This window comes from Bacteroides cutis, assembly GCF_900241005.1.
In the GTDB taxonomy this organism is placed as follows: domain Bacteria; phylum Bacteroidota; class Bacteroidia; order Bacteroidales; family Bacteroidaceae; genus Bacteroides; species Bacteroides cutis.
In genome coordinates, this window is sequence record NZ_OEST01000002.1 from 551,376 (window position 1) to 570,463 (window position 19,088).

At 48.9% G+C, this 19,088-nt stretch carries 20 protein-coding genes and 4 pseudogenes; 19 read left to right on the forward strand and 5 right to left on the reverse strand.

Going from position 1 to position 19,088, the window contains the following annotated elements:
* Positions 1-72: 72 nt before the first annotated feature.
* The 5 genes and pseudogenes from C1A09_RS06360 to C1A09_RS06380 all read left to right on the forward strand — a co-directional run.
* A pseudogene (locus C1A09_RS06360) lies at positions 73-300 on the forward strand (hypothetical protein); the annotation flags it as partial.
* Positions 301-302: 2 nt separating this feature from the next.
* Positions 303-1,346: an ABC transporter permease gene (locus tag C1A09_RS06365; protein ID WP_005809236.1), complete on the forward strand. Its 1,044-nt coding sequence runs from the start codon at positions 303-305 to the stop codon at positions 1,344-1,346.
* Positions 1,346-1,597, forward strand: coding sequence for an efflux RND transporter periplasmic adaptor subunit (locus tag C1A09_RS06370; protein ID WP_005809234.1), 252 nt, complete (start codon positions 1,346-1,348; stop codon positions 1,595-1,597). The genes C1A09_RS06365 and C1A09_RS06370 overlap by 1 nt, the downstream gene beginning before the upstream one ends.
* Before the next feature lie 301 nt (positions 1,598-1,898).
* Entirely contained in the window at positions 1,899-2,321 is a 423-nt protein-coding gene (locus C1A09_RS06375; protein ID WP_004291474.1) for a dihydrofolate reductase family protein, read from the forward strand.
* Positions 2,322-2,559: 238 nt separating this feature from the next.
* Positions 2,560-3,165 carry an RteC domain-containing protein gene (locus C1A09_RS06380; protein ID WP_032543186.1) on the forward strand — a complete coding sequence of 202 codons (606 nt, stop codon included), beginning with the start codon at positions 2,560-2,562 and terminating at the stop codon, positions 3,163-3,165.
* An 81-nt stretch (positions 3,166-3,246) separates the two neighbouring features.
* On the opposite strand, the gene mobC is transcribed toward C1A09_RS06380, so the two are convergent.
* From mobC to mobA, 3 genes are read right to left on the reverse strand one after another with little or no spacing between them, the layout of a single operon-like run.
* Positions 3,247-5,256 (reverse strand): conjugal transfer protein MobC, encoded by a 2,010-nt coding sequence (gene mobC / locus C1A09_RS06385; protein WP_032543187.1) that lies wholly within the window; start codon positions 5,254-5,256, stop codon positions 3,247-3,249.
* A 30-nt stretch (positions 5,257-5,286) separates the two neighbouring features.
* Positions 5,287-6,534: a conjugal transfer protein MobB gene (mobB, locus tag C1A09_RS06390; protein ID WP_032543188.1), complete on the reverse strand. Its 1,248-nt coding sequence runs from the start codon at positions 6,532-6,534 to the stop codon at positions 5,287-5,289.
* On the reverse strand, positions 6,513-6,941 hold the full coding sequence (gene mobA / locus C1A09_RS06395) for a conjugal transfer protein MobA (RefSeq protein ID WP_005809224.1): 429 nt from the start codon (positions 6,939-6,941) through the stop codon (positions 6,513-6,515). Before mobA ends, mobB begins: the two co-directional genes overlap by 22 nt.
* 709 nt (positions 6,942-7,650) lie before the next feature.
* Here mobA and C1A09_RS06410 point away from each other — a divergent pair.
* Together C1A09_RS06410 and C1A09_RS06415 are read left to right on the forward strand one after the other, a co-directional pair.
* Positions 7,651-8,412 (forward strand): ParA family protein, encoded by a 762-nt coding sequence (locus C1A09_RS06410; RefSeq protein ID WP_005809222.1) that lies wholly within the window; start codon positions 7,651-7,653, stop codon positions 8,410-8,412.
* Positions 8,413-8,414: 2 nt separating this feature from the next.
* Positions 8,415-8,855, forward strand: coding sequence for a DUF3408 domain-containing protein (locus tag C1A09_RS06415; protein ID WP_032538179.1), 441 nt, complete (start codon positions 8,415-8,417; stop codon positions 8,853-8,855).
* A 2-nt stretch (positions 8,856-8,857) separates the two neighbouring features.
* On the opposite strand, the pseudogene C1A09_RS16500 reads toward C1A09_RS06415, so the two are convergent.
* Positions 8,858-8,965: pseudogene (locus C1A09_RS16500) on the reverse strand (IS110 family transposase); the annotation flags it as partial.
* Between the two features lie 216 nt (positions 8,966-9,181).
* Between C1A09_RS16500 and C1A09_RS06425 the strand changes: the two are divergent.
* The 8 genes and pseudogenes from C1A09_RS06425 to C1A09_RS06460 form a co-directional block, all read left to right on the forward strand.
* Entirely contained in the window at positions 9,182-9,535 is a 354-nt protein-coding gene (locus C1A09_RS06425; protein WP_005809216.1) for a DUF3408 domain-containing protein, read from the forward strand.
* On the forward strand, positions 9,516-9,797 hold the full coding sequence (locus C1A09_RS06430; RefSeq protein WP_255419346.1) for a DUF3408 domain-containing protein: 282 nt from the start codon (positions 9,516-9,518) through the stop codon (positions 9,795-9,797). Before C1A09_RS06425 ends, C1A09_RS06430 begins: the two co-directional genes overlap by 20 nt.
* Positions 9,794-10,510, forward strand: coding sequence for a hypothetical protein (locus tag C1A09_RS06435; RefSeq protein WP_005809212.1), 717 nt, complete (start codon positions 9,794-9,796; stop codon positions 10,508-10,510). Before C1A09_RS06430 ends, C1A09_RS06435 begins: the two co-directional genes overlap by 4 nt.
* Before the next feature lie 200 nt (positions 10,511-10,710).
* On the forward strand, positions 10,711-11,022 hold the full coding sequence (locus tag C1A09_RS06440; protein WP_005809211.1) for a DUF4134 domain-containing protein: 312 nt from the start codon (positions 10,711-10,713) through the stop codon (positions 11,020-11,022).
* Positions 11,023-11,032: 10 nt separating this feature from the next.
* The gene (locus tag C1A09_RS06445) at positions 11,033-11,365 is read left to right on the forward strand and encodes a DUF4133 domain-containing protein (RefSeq protein ID WP_005809208.1); all 333 of its coding nucleotides are present in this window, start codon (positions 11,033-11,035) and stop codon (positions 11,363-11,365) included.
* Positions 11,362-13,863 carry a TraG family conjugative transposon ATPase gene (locus tag C1A09_RS06450; RefSeq protein ID WP_005809205.1) on the forward strand — a complete coding sequence of 834 codons (2,502 nt, stop codon included), beginning with the start codon at positions 11,362-11,364 and terminating at the stop codon, positions 13,861-13,863. Before C1A09_RS06445 ends, C1A09_RS06450 begins: the two co-directional genes overlap by 4 nt.
* A gap of 33 nt (positions 13,864-13,896) precedes the next feature.
* Positions 13,897-14,280 (forward strand): DUF3876 domain-containing protein, encoded by a 384-nt coding sequence (locus tag C1A09_RS06455; RefSeq protein ID WP_005809203.1) that lies wholly within the window; start codon positions 13,897-13,899, stop codon positions 14,278-14,280.
* Between the two features lie 26 nt (positions 14,281-14,306).
* A pseudogene (locus C1A09_RS06460) lies at positions 14,307-14,519 on the forward strand (DUF4141 domain-containing protein); the annotation flags it as partial.
* On the opposite strand, the gene C1A09_RS16300 reads toward C1A09_RS06460, so the two are convergent.
* Complete coding sequence (locus C1A09_RS16300) at positions 14,513-14,653, reverse strand: hypothetical protein (protein WP_005944145.1); 141 nt, start codon at positions 14,651-14,653, stop codon at positions 14,513-14,515. The pseudogene C1A09_RS06460 and the gene C1A09_RS16300 sit on opposite strands and share 7 nt — an antisense overlap.
* A 431-nt stretch (positions 14,654-15,084) precedes the next feature.
* Between C1A09_RS16300 and C1A09_RS06465 the strand changes: the two genes are divergently transcribed.
* The 4 genes and pseudogenes from C1A09_RS06465 (at position 15,085) to traK (ending at position 19,082) form a co-directional block, all read left to right on the forward strand.
* Entirely contained in the window at positions 15,085-16,890 is a 1,806-nt protein-coding gene (locus tag C1A09_RS06465; RefSeq protein WP_101542997.1) for a reverse transcriptase/maturase family protein, read from the forward strand.
* A 115-nt stretch (positions 16,891-17,005) separates the two neighbouring features.
* Positions 17,006-17,419: pseudogene (locus tag C1A09_RS06470) on the forward strand (DUF4141 domain-containing protein); the annotation flags it as partial.
* Between the two features lie 3 nt (positions 17,420-17,422).
* Positions 17,423-18,427: a conjugative transposon protein TraJ gene (gene traJ, locus C1A09_RS06475; protein ID WP_005809199.1), complete on the forward strand. Its 1,005-nt coding sequence runs from the start codon at positions 17,423-17,425 to the stop codon at positions 18,425-18,427.
* 31 nt (positions 18,428-18,458) lie between these two features.
* Positions 18,459-19,082, forward strand: coding sequence for a conjugative transposon protein TraK (gene traK, locus C1A09_RS06480; RefSeq protein WP_004308925.1), 624 nt, complete (start codon positions 18,459-18,461; stop codon positions 19,080-19,082).
* Positions 19,083-19,088 lie beyond the last annotated feature (6 nt).

A 19,088-nucleotide genomic window follows, 5' to 3' on the forward strand; every position in this document is an offset into this window, starting at 1 on the left:
GATATTTTTCGTGATTCTGCCGCATGTAGATATTGTACGAAAGCAATATTTGGATTGTAAAATATCAAGCCAATGAAAATACTTTTGCAGCATAAAATATTTATAGGATACTTTCTTTTAATGGCGATCATTGGCAGCATGGTCGCTATTGTTCTGCACGAGCGTAGTCGTGTACAGAAAATAGAGAATGAATCAATCGCTATTTTTCAAACCCAGCACAATATCAATACCACACACCGCTATGTGACCACGTTAGTAACTTATGGTGAATCCGTCATGGTATGGAATGATGAGGATTCTGGGTGAAGTATAAGAATATCAGAGAAGGGGAACAATTGCATTTCGATTTGCATTTTCTTAACCGCATAAAGAAACAGTTCCCGGGGATAAAAGCTATTTCGCCTGAAATAACAGGACCTTATTCGCAAGTGATGAATAAAGCTAAAAGCGGACTTTTTAAGATTATAGGAATCAATGAAAACTATATGGGAATTAAGATACTTAAAATCAACGAAGATGGACGATATTTTAATAAAGGAGATGACGAGAATACCCGTAATGTTACCATTATCGGCGAAAATGTCAGTACGACCTTATTTAATAATCAAAAAGCGTTGGGTAAGTCGATCAACATTGCCGGTATTGATTTTAAGGTGATAGGCGTACTAAAGAATGATGATATTTTCAGCGCTTCGGAAATCAATTCGGTATATGTGCCCTTCTCAAGTTACATAAACTGTATTGACAATAAGACTCCATTGCGCGCTTTCTGTTTATATCTGAACAAAGAAGTTGATTCCAAGCGATTTGAGAATGAGCTGAGAGCCTTCATCGCTAATAAATACCAATTTGCTTATTCTGATAAGCAAGCCTTACAGATAATCAATTTTGAGACACAAACATCTGCTTTTGAGGGACTCTTTGATGGATTGAAAATGTTTATCTGGATCGTAGGAATTTGTTTTCTGATAAGTGGTATTGTTGGAGTAAGCAACATCATGTTTGTCGTGATCAAAGAAAGGAGTAGCGAAATAGGCATCCGTAAGGCTGTAGGAGCAACTCCTAAATCCATTCTTGTGTTAATGCTGACGGAATCTGTCATCATAACTGTAATCTCCGGTATCATCGGATTGATATCAGGTGCAGCTATTCTTGAGATTATAAATTGGTTGCTCGAAAGCGCCCGTCACGCGACAATGATAAAGCATGCAGAAATAGATATAAATGTAGCTGTTCTCGCTTTGGTTATCTTGATTTTGTCCGGTGTCATTGCCGGAGCATTTCCGGCTATGAAAGCATCTGTTATACAACCCATTGACGCCATTAGAAACGAAAATATAGGATAATGAAGACATTTAAGATTATATTAATTTGCATCTTTTCCGCCACACTGGCATTTGTTGCTTTTCGTTCTTCGCTAAGAGGTACAAAGGCAATTTACGAAACTACACAACCACAATATCGCGAGATCAAAGAGGAAATAAACATATCCGGCAATGTTTTTCCGATGAAGGAGATCGAAATAAAATCGCAGATATCGGGAGTCCTGGACAAGATTAATGTTTCGATAGGAGATAAAGTGCGCATAGGAGATTAAATATAAATTCAAGCAATCATAGCCCGTAATTCACTGAATTTGGCTATCTTTGCATAACATTTGAGAAAAACGGCGATTGGCAGGAGCTTTTCGCCGCCAACATATAGGATAAGACCGCAAGGCGTTTCAAGCGAAAATCTGGTAAATTGGAACTACGGAGACGATTGCGTGATGCTTATGCTATGCTTACGCATAGCGTGCATTCACGTACTCTCCGTAAAGGCTTTACCAGAGCCATCGCTTGAAGGTAGTGTGAATTGCACGCTACTTTTTTACCCTTGCCTAACGAAAGGAAACGATTATGGGTAAAGTTCAGATTCTCGCCGTACTGACGATGGACGGATGTCTTTCTTCAGAGTTATATGATAAAGCACATCAGGATTTGTGCCTTGACCGTTGCGGTCTTGATGAAATCAGGAAGAAAGCCTTTTACCGTGTGACACCGGACTATTCCATTTCAATGCTGCACGAATGGAGAAAAGACTGCACAAACATCCGTTACCTCGCGGAAGCCACACCGGACACGGCAGACTATATAAACGGACTGCTGCGGATGCACGCTGTGGATGAAATCATACTATACACCGTTCCTTTCATATCCGGAAGCGGACGACATTTTTTTAAGTCGGCTCTGCCAGAGCAACACTGGACGCTTTCCTCTTTGAAAAGCTATCCCAACGGTGTATGTCGCATTATCTATATCCTTGATAAAAAAGCAAGATAGCCAAAATGTGCGGCAAGCATACATTTCTATTTTCAGGAATAGAATAAATGTTCCGATTACAAACAATTTAAGTCGGAGATAATTTGTCCTTGTGAAAAAATACTGAATTTTATACCTCTGAAATCCAGCACTTTGTAAAATTGAGTGTTGGATTTTTTATTTTCTGCCGCGTTTTTTGCCAATTATATTCATGTGCGCACGCAGAAAACAAAGTGTAATTTTCAAAATTGACAGAACCATGAATTATTTCTTGCTGGCGGAAACCGACTTTTTCCGCCTGATAAACGAAGCCGGCGACTGCAATATGGAAACGGCATACACGGCTTTCGCCACCCAAGTGATCGAACTGTGCAACGGCGGCATGGACATGAACCTTACCGTCATCGCGCTTGCCTACATCGAAATCGAGTTGCAGCACCATCCCGTACGTAATCTGTCAGAAGAAAAAAGAGAGATTGCCGCCTACGTCAGCAAGGCTCTGTCTTTCGTAAGAAAGATGCAGAAATTCCTTGCCACGCCCCAAGTGCCACCACTAATATCCGCCAACAACGCAACAGAAACCACCGCCAGCCTTCTTCAATGGACGGGCAATGCCATCGACCTCGTGGAACTTATCTACGGCATAGACGTGATGGGCTGCATCAACAACGGCAATATGCCGCTCAAACAGCTCGCCCCACTTCTCTATAAGATATTCGGGGTTGATTCTAAAGACTGCTACCGCTTCTACACTGATATCAAACGCCGGAAGAACGAAAGCCGCACCTACTTCCTTGACAAAATGCAGGAAAAACTGAACGAGAAGATGCTCCGTGACGAAGAGATGGAGCGTATGAGAAGATAGACTAAGAATCCCTAAAGAATAACGGGCGGAGCAAGTTTGATACTTTGTTCCGCCCGCTTTCATTGCCTCACGTCAGCCCGGTTATTTCTGCTGTAACAGGTGTTTCAGATTGTCGTCGTTGGCAATCCGCTCCAGTTCCTCCTGAACAATCTGCTTGACTTCCTCCTTGATGCGCCTGTAATTCGCCTGCACCGTTTCCTTCATGTGGTCGTTGCCATCCTCGTCCGTGAAGTCGGTAATGACGGGTATCTTCTTGTAGGCTTTTTCCTCGCGTTTCACCTTCTCTGCATCCACGACAATCTCGCAGTGAAAAATCTTCTGTTCAATGCGCTCGTTGAAGTTATCGGACACAGAACCGACAAACATTCCCTGCGTCAAGCCGGAAATCTTGCTGGGCGGGATAAGCGCGTCCATCTGCGTATTGATAGAGGTGGAAACGTCCTGCCGGTTGATGGAAATGGACTGCCGTTTCTGCAAGACCTTTCCGAAGCGTTCGGATAGCGTCTTGGCGGTTTCACCCACCACCTGCCCGGAGAAGATATTACCGACGGTGTTCATCACGACTTTAGCTTCCTTATCGCCATAGTCGCGCACCAACTGGCTGAAATCCTGAAAGCCCAGACACACGGCAACCTTGTTGCTTCGTGCGGTGGCAATAAGGTTGTCCAGCCCCTTGAAATATATCGTCGGTAGTTCATCTATAATGACCGACGACTTCAGCATCCCCTTCTTGTTGATGAGCTTTACGATACGGGAGTTATACAGACCGAGAGCCGCACCATAAATATTCTGACGGTCGGGATTGTTACCCACGCACAGGATTTTCGGCTCTTCGGGATTGTTGATATCCAGCGTAAACTCGCTGTCCGACATTACCCAATAGAGTTGCGGGGAAATCATGCGCGAGAGCGGAATTTTCGCCGATGCTATCTGCCCTTGAAGCTGCTCAGCCGCCCCACCGAGCCAAGCATCCATGAATGGTGAGAGGTAGTTTTCAAGTTCGGGATATGAAGAAAGAATCGGGAAAATATCCTCGTAACGGCGGTTCAGGAACTCAATGGCATGGGGAAACGTGCAATACTTACCACCCTTATAGATTTTGAGATACCATATAATACTGGCAAACAAGATAATAGGTGATTCCACGAAGAAGTCACCCTGCTTCTGCACCCACGTTTTATTGAGATTGAGCATAATCGTGTACGCACTCTCGTAAGCGTCTGTAATATCCTCCATGAAATCCGGGTGAATGGGATTGCACCGATGAGAGCGTCGCGGGTCGTCGAAGTTGATCACATAGAACTTCGGCTTTACCTTGTAGCCGTCCGGGTGGTTCAGCAAATGGTTGTAGGCAATAGTAGATAGGTCGGGATACTTGAAATCGTAGATGTATTGACTAAAGCCCTTTTCAATCTGTTGCTTGATAAAATTGTTTACCACGGCATAGGACTTGCCGCTGCCCGGCGTACCCAACACGATGGACGCACGGAAGGGATTAACTACATTGATCCAACCGTTGTTCCAGCGTTTCCTGTAATAGAAACGTGTCGGCAGATTGACCGAATACTCACTTTCTATGAGCCGTGTTTCCTGCATGAAACTCTCGTTCTCGTTGTTGAATACATCGTCCATGAGGTTGTGCTTCAACAGGCGGCTCATCCACAGACCACCCATCAACAGGCAGACATAGCCCGTTCCAATGGTAAGGACATACAGTCCCGTCACCGCTTCAAGCGGCAGCGGCAGGGGCAGCAACCACCAGTTCAGGAAAAACAGCACGAACCCGACGGCAAATGCTGTCCAGATTCTCCCCCAAGTGATTTTCTCACCCTTGACACCCTTCGTACCCAGACAGGACAAGGCAAGCAAAAGGACGGAAAACAGCTTCGTGTAGAGAATGGAATGGAACAGCCCCGCCGTGCGGTCGAAGTTCAGAAGGATTTTGTCCACCACGCCGATGTTCACGCCCCACAGCCGGATGGCTTCGTAGCAGAACCAGTACACGTTCATGACCACTAAAATGATACTCACGGCACGCAGAAAATCCATGATTTTCGCCAATGCCCTCAAATCGTCTTCTTGTTGTGACATACATTGATTTTTTAATTGTTGATACTCTGATTACATACCCAAGCCCTTGCGTTTTTTCTTCTTTTTGCGCTTCATCGCCCGGATGAAGGCTTCCTCTTCAGCGTCCACTGCCGGACCTTCGGGGGCAAACAGGTTCATGCCGCTGGAATGGCTTTCGTATTCCCCTCCGGAATATCCTTGCCTGTTCTCCAGTTCCTCCACCGGAACGGAGAGCGGAATCGGCGGCTGTCCGGCATAAGGCAGCGTGAAGTGTTCCTGCAAGGCGTTGGCAGAAAGTTCCTTGCCCATGCGTGAGCCGTTTAACACGCAGCCCGTGCGGTGGTCGATGAACGTGGCTCCATAGATGCGCCCTTCCTCCGTGTAGCGTAGCACGGTGTCGATGCCCTTCCTTTTGAGCGTGGCAACAAACTTCTCCTTGTCATACGTGCCTTCCAGCACGGAAAAGACGGTGCGTTTCGTCATGTCAGCAAGTTTCCTGTCCTTAATCTCCTGCTTGGAACGGGCAAACTTCTTCTGTACGGCTTCATAGCCGACGGACTTCCCGAACAGTGAGGACTTGAAAGGATTACCGACCTTGTTACCCTTATCGTCCGTGACGGAATAGACCAGCCCGTGATACTCACGTCCGCGCACATTGCCATGCGCTTCCTCCACCGTCATATTATATAAGGAAAGAAGGGCGCGGTATTCGCCCATCGTCTGAAACTTGTATCTGCGGTTCAGTTCTCTAATCAGATTCCCCGCCTGCTTCTTCACGTCGCCCGCAGAAGCGTCCACTTTGCGCAGCGGCGTATCAAGACGGCGGTTCTTGCGTTCCGCGTCGTGCAGCCCGTATTTCCGTTCCAGTTCGCGTGTTATCTGCTTGCTCCGGTAAAAGTTATTCCGGGTGTCTATGCTCCTGCCTTCCTCGTCCACCCTGACCGTCACAATATGCAGATGGTGGCGGTCGATGTCCTCATGCTTGAAAACGAGATACGGCTGGTTGCCGAACCCCATCTTCTCCAGATACTCCCGTGCGATGTCCTGAAGTTCTGTGTCCGTCAAAATATCGTCGGGATGCGGATTGAGCGAGATATGCACCACCGGTTTCTTCACCTTCGACCGCACGGGCATCAGAGCGAGAAAGTCCTCCATAGCCCGGTGGATATCCACCGTCCCCGAACCGTCATTGTAGATGCGGTTGGTTGTCAGAAGCCGCCCTTTCGCCTCGTTGATCTTTTCCCCGTTGTAGGCAAGTGCGCCGTACAACGAGTTTCCTACACTGATTTTTGCGACCATTTTTCCTGCATCTCTCTTGAAAGTTCCACAATCCGGCGGCTCAGTTTCACGAGTTCGACGGTCTGTTGCTCCAGCTTGTAGAGCAACGCCATCGCCTTTTTCTCGGAAAAATGCAGCCTCAGTTCCTTCACGACTTGGTTGTAGTTCGTGCCTATCGCGCGGAACTGCGCATGAAAATCGGACAGTTTGGTGTAGTAATCCACCAGCGTCTTGTCCACTTTCAGCACTTTGAACGGCTGCCCGAAGAAGTGCGCTTTCAGGAAGACCGACTTGGCGTAAACGCCCGACTTCTCGAACATGGAGAGGAAACGGTTGTGTTCCTCCTCGCTGAAACGGACGGTGTAGCGGAACACCGCCGGATCGAGTTTGGGATTTCTCCCGCCTTTGTTTCTTCTTTTTTCACTCATATTACTTTGGATTTAGCGGTTTGACGGCATAAGCCGCCGCTTCGAGGCACAGCACCGCAGGTTTGAGAGGCTTCCCGACTTCGGAGGGTAAGCCCGCCCCCCTGCAAGGGCAAGGCGTTTTCGTGGCTGCTCAAAATATTTTGAGCGGCTGAAAACATACCTTGCTATGTTCAGGTGAACATAAAAATCCGTCGGGGACGGATTGGGGGAATGCCTTTCAAACCCCGGGCTGCGCCACCTGCGGCGAACCCTGCCGTTCGGGTGCAAAGTTACGCCCTTAACGCGGTATCGGACAGAGGCTTGACCCGGACAATCAGTGCCAACCGGCGCAACGTGCTGCCACTTGCCGGAGAAGTGATACAGATTCAAAAATATCCTTGTTTATTTGCAGCATGATTCAAGAAACGAACGATTTGAAGATATGGAAAAAGGAACTTTCAGATACCCGGCAAACCGCTTCGGCGGATATTTGCCAAACCGAATATCCGAACCGTCGGATACCCGGTTTTCCAGTGACGTGGTGATTCACGGATTCAATGACTTCATGACGCAATGCCGTCATTCACCGGTTATCCGAATCCCGGCTTCGCCATTGAAGCGGATACGTGACGGACCGCCCGGATAATGATTCACGGACGCGGATATGTATGTCACCGCTTCCGTACAGGAACAGGAAAACAATTTATCAACCATTAAAAGCAATAGAACCATGAGTAATGAAATCTTCGTTGCATTCGCAACACAAAAGGGAGGTATTGGAAAATCGACCGTCACGGCTCTTGCCGCCAGCTACCTCCACAACGTGCAAGGTCACAATGTCGCCGTCATAGATTGCGACGCCCCGCAACACAGCATCCACGGACTGCGTGAACGTGAAACGAAACTTATCGACGAGAGCCTCTATTTCAAGGCACTCGCGTGTGACCACTTCCGCAAAATAAAAAAGAACGCCTATCCGGTCATTGCAAGCGACGCCCTCAACGCCCTTGACGATGCCGAAAGGATGCTTGCCGAAGAAGATGCGAAACCGGACATCGTGTTCTTCGATATGCCGGGAACGCTGAAAAGCAACGGTGTGGTAAAGACCCTCTCACAGATGGATTACATCTTCGCGCCCATGAGTGCCGACCGCTTTGTCGTGGAAAGCACCCTGCAATTCGCCGTGATGTTCCGTGACAACCTCATGACGACGGGGCAGGCGAAAACAAAAGGGCTGTACCTGTTCTGGACGATGGTGGACGGCAGGGAGAAGAACGGGCTGTACGACCTGTATGAAGATGTGATTGCCGAAATGGGGTTGTCGGTGTTGTCCACCCGCCTGCCCGACAGCAAGAAGTTCCGGCGTGACCTCTCGGAAGAGCGCAAGAGCGTATTCCGCTCTACCATCTTCCCGATGGATGTGTCCCTTCTGAAAGGGAGCGGTATCCGTGAGTTCTCGGAAGAAATCAGCCGTATCATCAAACCTCAATGAGCATGGGCAGCAGGAAAGTGAACACCGAAGGCATTGACGAGGAACTGTTGATAGCCTCCATCGGCAGGCGCAAGCAGGACGGGACTCTGTACCGCGCACAGGAGCCGCCCGTGCCTGCCCCCGAAGAAGAGAGCGTCCCGGAAACGGAACCACCGCCCACGGCATCCCCGTCAAGGGAGAAGGTGCAGAAAGACATCGCCCGCCGCAAACGGCAAGAGGACGACTATTCCGGTCTGTTCCTCCGCCGCAACGAGATAAAGACACGCCAGTGCGTCTATATCAGCCGGGACGTACACAGCAAGATTCTTAAAATCGTGAATGACATCGCCGGACGGGAAATCTCGGTAGGCGGCTACGTGGACACCGTGCTGCGCCAACATCTGGAACAGCACAAGGAGAAAATAAACGAACTGTACAAGAAACAACGTGAAGACTTAATTTGAATATGAACACCTTTGGTCGTGTTCTTGAAAGTCTTGGTCTTACTGTTCTTGGCAGAAGAATAAGCCACGACGAAAGTAGCCTTACTGACATCAATTCCAACGTAGGTCATAGTCTTAACAATTTATTGAGACAACATCTATACATCTTGAACCACCATTGCGAATGCGGGGTCAAAAGCCCATTGAACTATCCGGTTTCTGATGTAAAAGTGTGGGGGCAGAACATATTCTACGGTCTTTTTGACTAATGGATACTCGGTCTTATTCCACACTTTGATGTTGAATGTTTATGCAAAAGTATAAAGAGTAAATAATATACAATGGATATGAATCAGGAAAAGAATCAGAAAAACAGAAGTCCGCACCATGACGGCGGAGGTTTGCTTGCCCAAGTGCAGGCGAGTGTGGAAATCCTGTCGCCCGTGCCGGTAGGCGGCAAATGCAGAGAAAAGGACTATGAACGGCTTTTCATCCGTGAACCCGAAGTAAAGGCACGCGAGGGGAAGATGGCATACGTGCGCCCGGAGTATCACGACCGCATCATGCGCATAACCCGTGTAATCGGGCATGACAGGCTTTCGCTGTCCGCCTACATCGACCATGTGCTTACACACCACTTCAACCAGTGCGAAGAGGCGATAAAGAGCCTTTACGCCCGGAATTACGACGCAGTATTTTAATCATCAAAAAGAAAAAGAAATGAGAAGAAAAAAGAATGATTATCGTGCCTTCCTGAAAAAATCAGGTTTCAAGGCAAGGGAAGGGAAACAAGTGTCCATCAGCAAAGAGACCCATGACAAGGTTGCCATGATTGTCCGCTGGCTGGGTGATGGTGAAGTCACAATGGCCGACTTCACTGAGAACGTGGTAAGCGAGTTTCTCCGTACACACCGTGACGAACTGAACCGTATGTTAAACGCAGTCCCCAGAGTAGAATTATGAACATGACTGACATTCTCCTGACCGTATCGGTCGGCTGCAACCTGTGGTTCCTGTTCCTGCTGCTCTACGACCGCATCATGGAAACGAGATTCGTCCGCTTCCTTAAAGGCATTGCCGGGTTTTGGCGGTCATTGGGCGGCACGGAGGTGAAGCAGGAAACGGCACGGGAAACACCTCCCGGAGAAACATCGGACATCATCGGCAGGAGCCATTTCAAGATGGCATCAACCCGGACAACCGCTGCCATACTGACGCAAGAAGCCGCCACTTCGAAAAAAGGCATTGAGCTGTCGGAGGAAGAGGCTACTTTTGACGATGGAAACACGGAAACCGTGTCCCACCCGGCACAAGTCCCGGAGGAAAAACTCGATGAAACCTTCACGAGCATCCCGCCTTCGGAACTGGAGTTCGGGGAGGATGAACCGGAGGACGGAACGCCCGACACACCGAGAGCTACGGGAAGCAGTTTTGACGAGATAGACGATGCGGTCAGGGCAGCCAAGAACCCGGAAGCGACAACGGCAGAACGGGAACGTGCGGCAAAGGTCTTCTCCGATATGGAAGGAACGGAACTGTACGAGAAACTGATGTCCGGCTCGACGGAACTGAGCATCCGTATCAAGGGGCTTATCGAAGTCCGGCTGAAGAAGCCGAAAAAGGAATTTACCGTACCCGACAACATTGACGAGTTCAATATCCGGGACTATGTATAACGGCTAAAAAAGAGTGGAAATGAAAACGTAAGACGGCATCACACCATGCGCACGGCAGTACAAGGTACAGCCAACCCGCAACGGACACACCCAAGTCCGTGGAAACAAACGGGCAACCACTAAACCAAAGTAAAGTAATCAAGTATCAACCGCCCGAAAAAGGACTATCCACCCTTTGGACGGCACAAAAAGAACAGTTTATGAATAAGAACATCAGACAAAAGTTCATCATCTCTGCGGCACTTATGATTGCCGCAACCGCCTCCGCATTTGCGCAGGGAAACGGCATCGCAGGCATCAACGAAGCCACCTCTATGGTGAGTTCGTATTTTGACCCCGGCACGAAACTTATCTATGCCATCGGCGCGGTGGTCGGTCTTATCGGAGGCGTAAAAGTCTATGGCAAGTTTTCATCCGGCGACCCGGATACCTCGAAAACCGCAGCCTCGTGGTTCGGCGCATGTATTTTTTTAATTGTAGCTGCGACTATCCTGCGCTCATTCTTCCTTTAATAAACAATGTATGGCTGAATACCCGATAAACAAGGGTATCGGTCGTCCGGTCGAGTTCAAGGGTCTAAAGGCTCAGTACCTCTTCATCTTCTGCGGAGGCCTGCTGGCACTCTTCATCCTGTTCGTCATCCTCTATATGGTCGGCATCGACCAGTGGATATGTATCGGCTTCGGCGCGGCATCGTCTTCCGTCCTCGTATGGCAGACCTTCGCGCTGAACGCCCGGTACGGCGAACACGGGCTTATGAAATTAGGAGCTATAAGGAGCCATCCCCGATACCTTATCAACCGGCGGCGGATCACCCGATTATTCAAACGGCAACGAAAGGAAGAAACGACATGAGAAATACATCCAAAATGACAACACTGGAAAACAAGTTCCCCCTGCTGGCTGTGGAACATGGCTGCATCATTTCCAAAGACGCCGACATCACGGTGGCTTTTGAGGTGGAACTGCCGGAGCTTTATACCGTGACGGGCGCGGAGTACGAGGCGATACACGGCTGCTGGTGCAAGGCTATCAAGGTACTGCCGGACTTCTGCGTCGTGCATAAGCAGGACTGGTTCATCAAGGAACGCTACAAGCCGGAGTTACAGAAAGACGACATGAGTTTCTTGAGCCGTTCATTTGAACGACACTTCAACGAGCGTCCGTACCTGAAACACTCCTGCTACCTCTACCTGACCAAGACGACAAAGGAGCGTAACCGGATGCAGAGCAATTTCAGCACGCTGTGCCGTGGGCATATCATCCCGAAGGAGCTGGACAAGGAAACCGCCGGGAAGTTCATGGAGGCCGCTGAACAGTTCGAGCGCATCATGAACGACAGCGGCTTCGTGAGACTCCGCCGCCTCTCCATCGATGAGATTGTCGGGACGGAGAAGTCCGCCGGGCTGATAGAGCGTTACTTCTCGCTCATGCCTGAAGGCGACACGACCTTGCAGGACATCGACCTCTCGGCAAAGGAAATGCGCATCGGCGACAACCGCCTGTGCCTGCACACCCTCTCCGACGCGGAGGATATGCCCGGAAAGGTGGCTACCGACATCCGCTACGAGAAACTCTCCACCGACCGCTCGGACTGCCGTCTCTCCTTCGCCTCACCCGTGGGGCTGCTGCTCTCCTGCAACCACATCTACAACCAGTATGTGATTATCGACAACAGCGAGGAAAATTTACAGAAGTTCGAGAAGTCCGCGAGGAATATGCAGTCGCTATCCCGATACAGCCGGAGCAACAGCATCAACCGCGAGTGGATAGACCAGTACCTGAACGAAGCCCATTCCTACGGGCTGACATCGGTACGGGCGCACTTCAACGTCATGGCGTGGAGCGATGACACGGAGGAACTGAAACATATCAAGAACGACGTGGGCAGCCAGCTGGCGAGCATGGAGTGCGTGCCGCGCCACAACACCATCGACTGCCCGACGCTCTACTGGGCGGCGATGCCCGGCAACGCGGCGGACTTCCCGGCGGAAGAGAGTTTCCACACCTTCATCGAGCAGGCTGTGTGCCTCTTTACGGAGGAAACTAACTACCGCAGTTCGCTATCGCCCTTCGGTATCAAGATGGTGGACAGGCTAACGGGAAAGCCGCTGCACCTCGACATCTCTGACCTGCCGATGAAGCGGGGCATCACCACCAACCGCAACAAGTTCGTATTAGGTCCTTCGGGCAGCGGCAAATCCTTCTTTATGAACCACCTCGTGAGGCAATACTACGAGCAGGGTACGCACGTAGTGCTGGTGGACACGGGAAACTCCTATCAGGGCTTGTGCGAGATGATCCGGCGCAAAACAAACGGGGCGGACGGCGTGTACTTCACCTACACGGAGGAGAAACCGATTTCGTTCAACCCGTTCTACACCGATGATTACGTGTTCGACGTGGAGAAGAAGGACAGTATCAAGACATTGCTGCTGACGCTCTGGAAGTCGGAGGACGACAAAGTGACGAAGACGGAGAGCGGCGAACTGGGCAGTGCGGTGAACGCCTATATCGAGTGTATCAGGGCTGACAGGAGCATCATCCCCTCGTTCAACACCTTCTACGAGTATATGCGTGACGACTACCGCCGCGAACTGGCAGAACGTGAGATAAAGGTGGAGAAGTCCGATTTCAACATCGACAATATGCTCACCACCATGCGGCAGTATTACCGGGGAGGACGCTACGACTTCCTGCTCAACTCCACGGAGAACATCGACCTGCTCGGCAAGCGGTTCATTGTCTTCGAAATTGACAGTATTAAGGAAAATCGCGAACTTTTCCCTGTGGTAACAATCATCATCATGGAAGCCTTCATCAACAAGATGCGCCGTCTGAAAGGCGTGCGCAAACAGCTGATAGTGGAAGAGGCTTGGAAGGCTCTCTCTTCGGCGAACATGGCTGAGTACCTGCGCTATATGTACAAGACCGTGCGCAAGTATTACGGGGAGGCAATCGTGGTGACGCAGGAGGTGGACGACATCATTTCCTCGCCCGTCGTCAAGGAGAGCATCATCAATAATTCCGACTGCAAGATACTCCTCGACCAGCGGAAGTACATGAACAAGTTTGATGCCATACAGTCCCTGTTGGGGCTGACGGAGAAGGAGAAGTCGCAGATACTCTCCATCAACATGGCGAACAACCCGTCAAGGCTCTACAAGGAAGTCTGGATCGGACTGGGCGGCACGCAGTCGGCGGTCTATGCCACCGAAGTTAGTGCTGAAGAGTATCTGGCGTACACCACTGAAGAAACGGAGAAGGTGGAGGTTTACCGTCTGGCGGAGCAGCTGGGCGGCGACATCGAAGCCGCCATCCGGCAGCTTGCCGAAAGACGAAGGAATAAGTAAAAACAGATTCATCAACTAAAAAAGAAAATGCGTATGAGTATATCAAGAACGAAAATGCTGCAAGTCAGCAAGTGTTTAATCGGGCTGGCGGTCATGATGCTGCAATCCTGCGATGTAGCGGACAATCGCCGTGATCTGCTTTGCGGGAACTGGGAAAGTGTGGAAGGCAAGCCCGACGTGCTTATCTACAAGGAGGGCGAAGCCTATAAGGTGACGGTATTCAAGCGGAGCGGCATCCGCCGCAAACTAAAGCCGGAAACCTATCTCTTGCAGGAGGAGAACGGCAACCTGTTCATGAACACCGGCTTCCGTATCGACGTGTCCTACAACGAAGCGACGGACATCCTGACCTTCTCGCCGAACGGGGACTACGTGCGTGTGAATCCGAAACCGGACCATCCGATAAGCGAGCAATAACGATAACCACTAAAATCCAAAGTAACATGAGAACAAGAATAACATTTATTATCTGCCTGTGCCTGTTTGCAGTCGGCAGGGCAAGCGCACAGTGGGCGGTGATAGACCCGTCCAACATCGCGCAGAGCATCGTGAACACTTCCAAGAACGTGGTACACACTTCCACGACCGCCCAGAATATGATAAAAAATTTTCAAGAGACGGTGAAGATTTACGAGCAGGGCAAGAAGTATTACGACGGTGCGCCCGTATAGGCGATATAATAAATGTAGCATTGGCAAGCTATTAGGTAAGTGTTCCAATATTTACCTATCATCACCAGCTTATCTGCCCACGAAAGGACGGCAGGGAGTATAGCACGCTGGAAAGCCATAAGTCAATTAGTTATCAAATTGCAACTGAATGGTGAGATGAAACAGATAGATACGAGGATAAAATCCAAACTGATTGAATGATAGTCCAAGTGAACCCAGTATGTTTTATAGTGAAAGATAACTTAACTCGCTATACCGTAATACCTCTGTTGCGAGCGTCGTGTAGTAGAGGCAGGAACAAATTACGGCACAACCGCAGTAAGCGGTAACGGGCGGAAGTCATATCCGACAATCTATCATAGCCATGTTATTATATCGTAAACGGGGATTGCCTAAATCGGAACGCCGCAAGGCTATTAGGTACAGACCTATGAAAATCCGACAAGGCAACGGAGCTTCCGTAGTAGTCTGAGCAGGGGAAAGCCCTGTACATGGCGAAGGGAAGCAGCTAATAATTTTAATGCAAATAACGGAAAATGTGAGAGACATTATGAGAAGTCCAGAGTATGTATTAAACAGTCTAACGGAACACAGTGAAAATTTGAATTACAAGTTTGAACGCTTGTACCGTATCTTTTTCAATGAGGAAATGTATTACGTTGCCTACCAACGCATATATGCGAAACCGGGCAATATGACAGCAGGTGCAGATGGGAAAACCATTGACCAAATGAGCCTGAACCGAATTGAACAACTGATAACATCGTTGAAAGATGAGAGTTATCAGCCCCAACCTTCAAAACGGATGTATATCCCAAAGAAAAATGGGAAAATGCGTCCATTAGGTGTACCAGCTTTTAATGATAAATTATTGCAGGAAGTGGTCAGAATGATATTGGAAGCCATCTATGAAAGACAGTTTGAAAAAACGTCACATGGCTTCCGACCTCTAAGAAGCTGCCACACTGCCTTGTCTGATATTCAGAAGACATTTTCGGGCGTGAAATGGTTCGTAGAAGGTGATATTAAGGGATTTTTCGACAATATCAATCATGAGATACTGATAGGTATTCTGAAAGAACGTATCGCTGACGAAAGATTTATTCGCTTGATTAGAAAATTTCTGAATGCAGGATATATCGAAGACTGGAACTTTCATAACTCCTACAGCGGAACACCGCAAGGCGGAATTGTCAGCCCTATCTTGGCAAACATATACCTTGATAAATTGGATAAATTCATGAAGGAATACACTGAAAAATTTGATAAGGGGAAAGAACGGAAAAGAACTAAACAGGTAGTATCACTTGAAGGCAAACGACACCGTATTCTGAAAAAGTTGAAAGTGGTAAAAGACAAAAGTGAAAGGTCAGAATTGATAAGACAATATAAGGCTTATCAAAAAGAAGGTTTGCAGTATTCTGATGGTGACGAAATGGATATGAACTACAGAAAACTCAAATATGTGAGATATGCGGATGATTTTCTAATTGGAATTATTGGCAGTAAACAAGATGCTATCATCATCAAAGAGGACATAAAGAACTTCCTCTATGAAAAGTTGGCTCTTACACTGTCCGATGAGAAAACACTTATCACCCATGCTGAAAACGCTGCAAAATTTCTCGGATATGAGATTTTTGTAAGGAAATCCAATGACACCAAAAGAAGCAAATACGGAGTACTAAGACGTGTCTTCAATAAGAGGATACAATTGGCACTTGGAAAGGATACGTTTAAGAAAAAGTTGCTCGAATATCGTGTTTTAGAAATAAAGATACACAACGGCAAGGAGTATTGGAAAGCAAAATCCCGTCCCAAACTTTCAAACAACAATGACTTTGAGATACTTGACAGGTACAACAAGGAAATAAAGGGCATTTACAATTACTATTGTTTGGCTAATAATTGTAGTAGTCTGTCAAAACTTGGGTATATCATGAAATATAGTATGTACAAAACATTTGCGCAGAAATATCGGACAACGATGTCGCAAATCCGAAAAAAGTACACCAAGAATGGACTTTTTTCAGTTAGATACTATTTAAAGAACGGTACTACCAAAGACTTGACCTTTTATCATGGTGGGTTCAAAAAGAAAAATCCAATGAACATTAAGGATTTAGACAACTTGCCCAAATTCACATATCATCCTACAAACACAAGTCTTATAGATAGGCTGAAAGCGGAAAAATGTGAATTATGTGGAGCAGTCGATAAGTTAGTGATGCACCATGTGAGAAAATTAAAAAATCTTCAAGGGAAAACTACCTGCGAAAAACAAATGATGGCTCGCAAACGAAAGACTATTGCCATATGTGGTAAGTGCTACAAAAAACTCAGTAACAATGGATAGATTGATATTATTAGTAGAAAGCCGGATACGCGGAGACGTGTACGTCCGGTTTGGGGGCGAGCTTCCGAAAACCCACCGTAGTAATACGGCAGGGCGTTGGATGCTTAGCCTACCACTCAAATCCGTGAACAATCTGGTAAAGGACGCCCGGAAGGTGCAGCAGACCATCCTGATGGTGGGTGACATCACCGACACCTATGTGACCAGCTTCCAGAGGATGATGCGTGACGACAACTTCACGGTGGAGGAACTGGGAGCCATCGCCTTTGGCTACACCAAGCTGTTGGAGGAATCCAACGACGTGCTGACGGAGCTGAGGAACGTGGTGAACATCACCACGCTCTCCATGACGGACAAGGAGCGCATGGATGTGGTGGAACGCTGCTACTCCAAGATGAAGCATTACCGCAACCTCGTGAGCTACTACACCAACAAGAACATCAGCGTGAGCTACCTGCGGGCGAAGAAGAAGAACGACCTCGACCGCATCATGGGGCTGTACGGGAACATGAACGAAAGATACTGGTAGCCTATGAATTTCGACAACCTTCACCAGATTCTGCGCTCGCTCTACGAGCAGATGATGCCGCTATGCGGGGACATGGCGGGCGTGGCGAAAGGCATCGCCGGGCTGGGTGCGCTGTTCTACGTCGCCTACCGGGTGTGGCAGTCGCTGGCGAGAGCCGAACCGATAGACGTGTTCCCCATGCTCCGCCCCTTTGCGATAGGCTTGTGCATCATGTTCTTCCCGACGGTGGTATTAGGCACGATAAACAGTATCATGTCGCCCGTTGTGCAGGGCACGGCAAAGATGCTGGAGGCGGAAACGCTGGACATGAACCAGTACCGTGAGCAGAAAGACAAACTGGAATACGAGGCGATGATGCGCAACCCCGAAACCGCCTACCTTGTGTCAAACGAGGAGTTTGACAAACAGCTGGAGGAACTGGGCTGGTCGCCCGGCGACATGGTAACGATGGCGGGAATGTATATCGAACGTGGGATGTACAACATGAAGAAAGGCATCCGCGATTTCTTCCGCGAGATACTGGAACTGATGTTCCAAGCCGCCGCCCTCGTGATAGACACCATCCGCACCTTTTTTCTCGTGGTGCTGGCGATACTCGGTCCGATAGCCTTCGCCATATCGGTATGGGACGGCTTTCAAAGTACACTCACACAGTGGATATGCCGCTACATACAGGTTTATCTGTGGCTGCCCGTGTCGGATATGTTCAGCACCATACTGGCGAAGATTCAGGTGCTGATGCTGCAAAGCGACATCGAGCGCATGCAGGCTGACCCGAACTTCTCGCTGGATTCGAGCGACGGTGTGTATATCGTCTTCATGATCATAGGAATCATCGGCTATTTCACCATCCCCACGGTAGCAGGCTGGATTATCCAAGCCGGAGGCATGGGAAGCTACGGTCGCAACGTGAACCAGACGGCAGGACGAGCCGGAAGCATGGCGGGCAGCGTGGCGGGTGCAACCGCAGGAAACGTGGTCGGACGTGCCGGGAAACTGCTGAAATAATCAACTGACAATTAAAAACGAATAAATAACAATGGAATTTAAGTCACTTAAAAACATCGAATCATCGTTCAGGCAGATACGCCTGTTCGGTATCGTCTTCCTCTCGCTGTGCGCCGTGATAACGGTATGGAGCGTGTGGAGTTCCTACCGCTTTGCGGAACGGCAACGGGAAAAGATTTACGTGCTGGACAACGGCAAGTCGCTGATGCTGGCTCTCTCGCAGGACTTGTCGCAGAATCGTCCGGCGGAGGCAAGGGAACACGTGCGCCGCTTCCACGAGCTTTTCTTCACACTCTCACCCGAAAAGAGCGCGATAGAGCATAACGTGAAACGCGCCCTGCTGCTGGCAGACAAAAGCGTGTACAACTACTATTCGGACTTCGCCGAGAAGGGATACTACAACCGCATCATCGCCGGAAACATCAATCAGGTGCTGAAGGTGGACAGCGTGGTATGCGACTTCAACGGCTATCCCTACCGTGCCGTGACCTACGCCACACAGAAGATCATCCGGCAAAGCAACGTCACCGAGCGCAGCCTCGTGACCACGTGCCGCCTCTTGAACTCGTCCCGTTCGGACGACAATCCCAACGGTTTCACCATCGAGGGATTCACCATCATCGAGAACAAGGATTTACAAACCATCAAAAGGTAAACGGAT

Coding starts and splice junctions, on each gene's coding strand:
- C1A09_RS06370 (WP_005809234.1), top strand. CDS start 1,346: ATGAAGACATTTAAGATTATATTAATTTGCATCTTTTCCGCCACACTG.
- C1A09_RS06375 (WP_004291474.1), top strand. CDS start 1,899: ATGGGTAAAGTTCAGATTCTCGCCGTACTGACGATGGACGGATGTCTT.
- C1A09_RS06380 (WP_032543186.1), top strand. CDS start 2,560: ATGAATTATTTCTTGCTGGCGGAAACCGACTTTTTCCGCCTGATAAAC.
- mobC (WP_032543187.1), bottom strand. CDS start 5,256: ATGTCACAACAAGAAGACGATTTGAGGGCATTGGCGAAAATCATGGAT.
- mobB (WP_032543188.1), bottom strand. CDS start 6,534: ATGGTCGCAAAAATCAGTGTAGGAAACTCGTTGTACGGCGCACTTGCC.
- mobA (WP_005809224.1), bottom strand. CDS start 6,941: ATGAGTGAAAAAAGAAGAAACAAAGGCGGGAGAAATCCCAAACTCGAT.
- C1A09_RS06410 (WP_005809222.1), top strand. CDS start 7,651: ATGAGTAATGAAATCTTCGTTGCATTCGCAACACAAAAGGGAGGTATT.
- C1A09_RS06415 (WP_032538179.1), top strand. CDS start 8,415: ATGGGCAGCAGGAAAGTGAACACCGAAGGCATTGACGAGGAACTGTTG.
- C1A09_RS06425 (WP_005809216.1), top strand. CDS start 9,182: ATGAATCAGGAAAAGAATCAGAAAAACAGAAGTCCGCACCATGACGGC.
- C1A09_RS06435 (WP_005809212.1), top strand. CDS start 9,794: ATGAACATGACTGACATTCTCCTGACCGTATCGGTCGGCTGCAACCTG.
- C1A09_RS06440 (WP_005809211.1), top strand. CDS start 10,711: ATGAATAAGAACATCAGACAAAAGTTCATCATCTCTGCGGCACTTATG.
- C1A09_RS06445 (WP_005809208.1), top strand. CDS start 11,033: ATGGCTGAATACCCGATAAACAAGGGTATCGGTCGTCCGGTCGAGTTC.
- C1A09_RS06450 (WP_005809205.1), top strand. CDS start 11,362: ATGAGAAATACATCCAAAATGACAACACTGGAAAACAAGTTCCCCCTG.
- C1A09_RS06455 (WP_005809203.1), top strand. CDS start 13,897: ATGAGTATATCAAGAACGAAAATGCTGCAAGTCAGCAAGTGTTTAATC.
- C1A09_RS16300 (WP_005944145.1), bottom strand. CDS start 14,653: ATGGCTTTCCAGCGTGCTATACTCCCTGCCGTCCTTTCGTGGGCAGAT.
- C1A09_RS06465 (WP_101542997.1), top strand. CDS start 15,085: ATGAGAAGTCCAGAGTATGTATTAAACAGTCTAACGGAACACAGTGAA.
- traJ (WP_005809199.1), top strand. CDS start 17,423: ATGAATTTCGACAACCTTCACCAGATTCTGCGCTCGCTCTACGAGCAG.
- traK (WP_004308925.1), top strand. CDS start 18,459: ATGGAATTTAAGTCACTTAAAAACATCGAATCATCGTTCAGGCAGATA.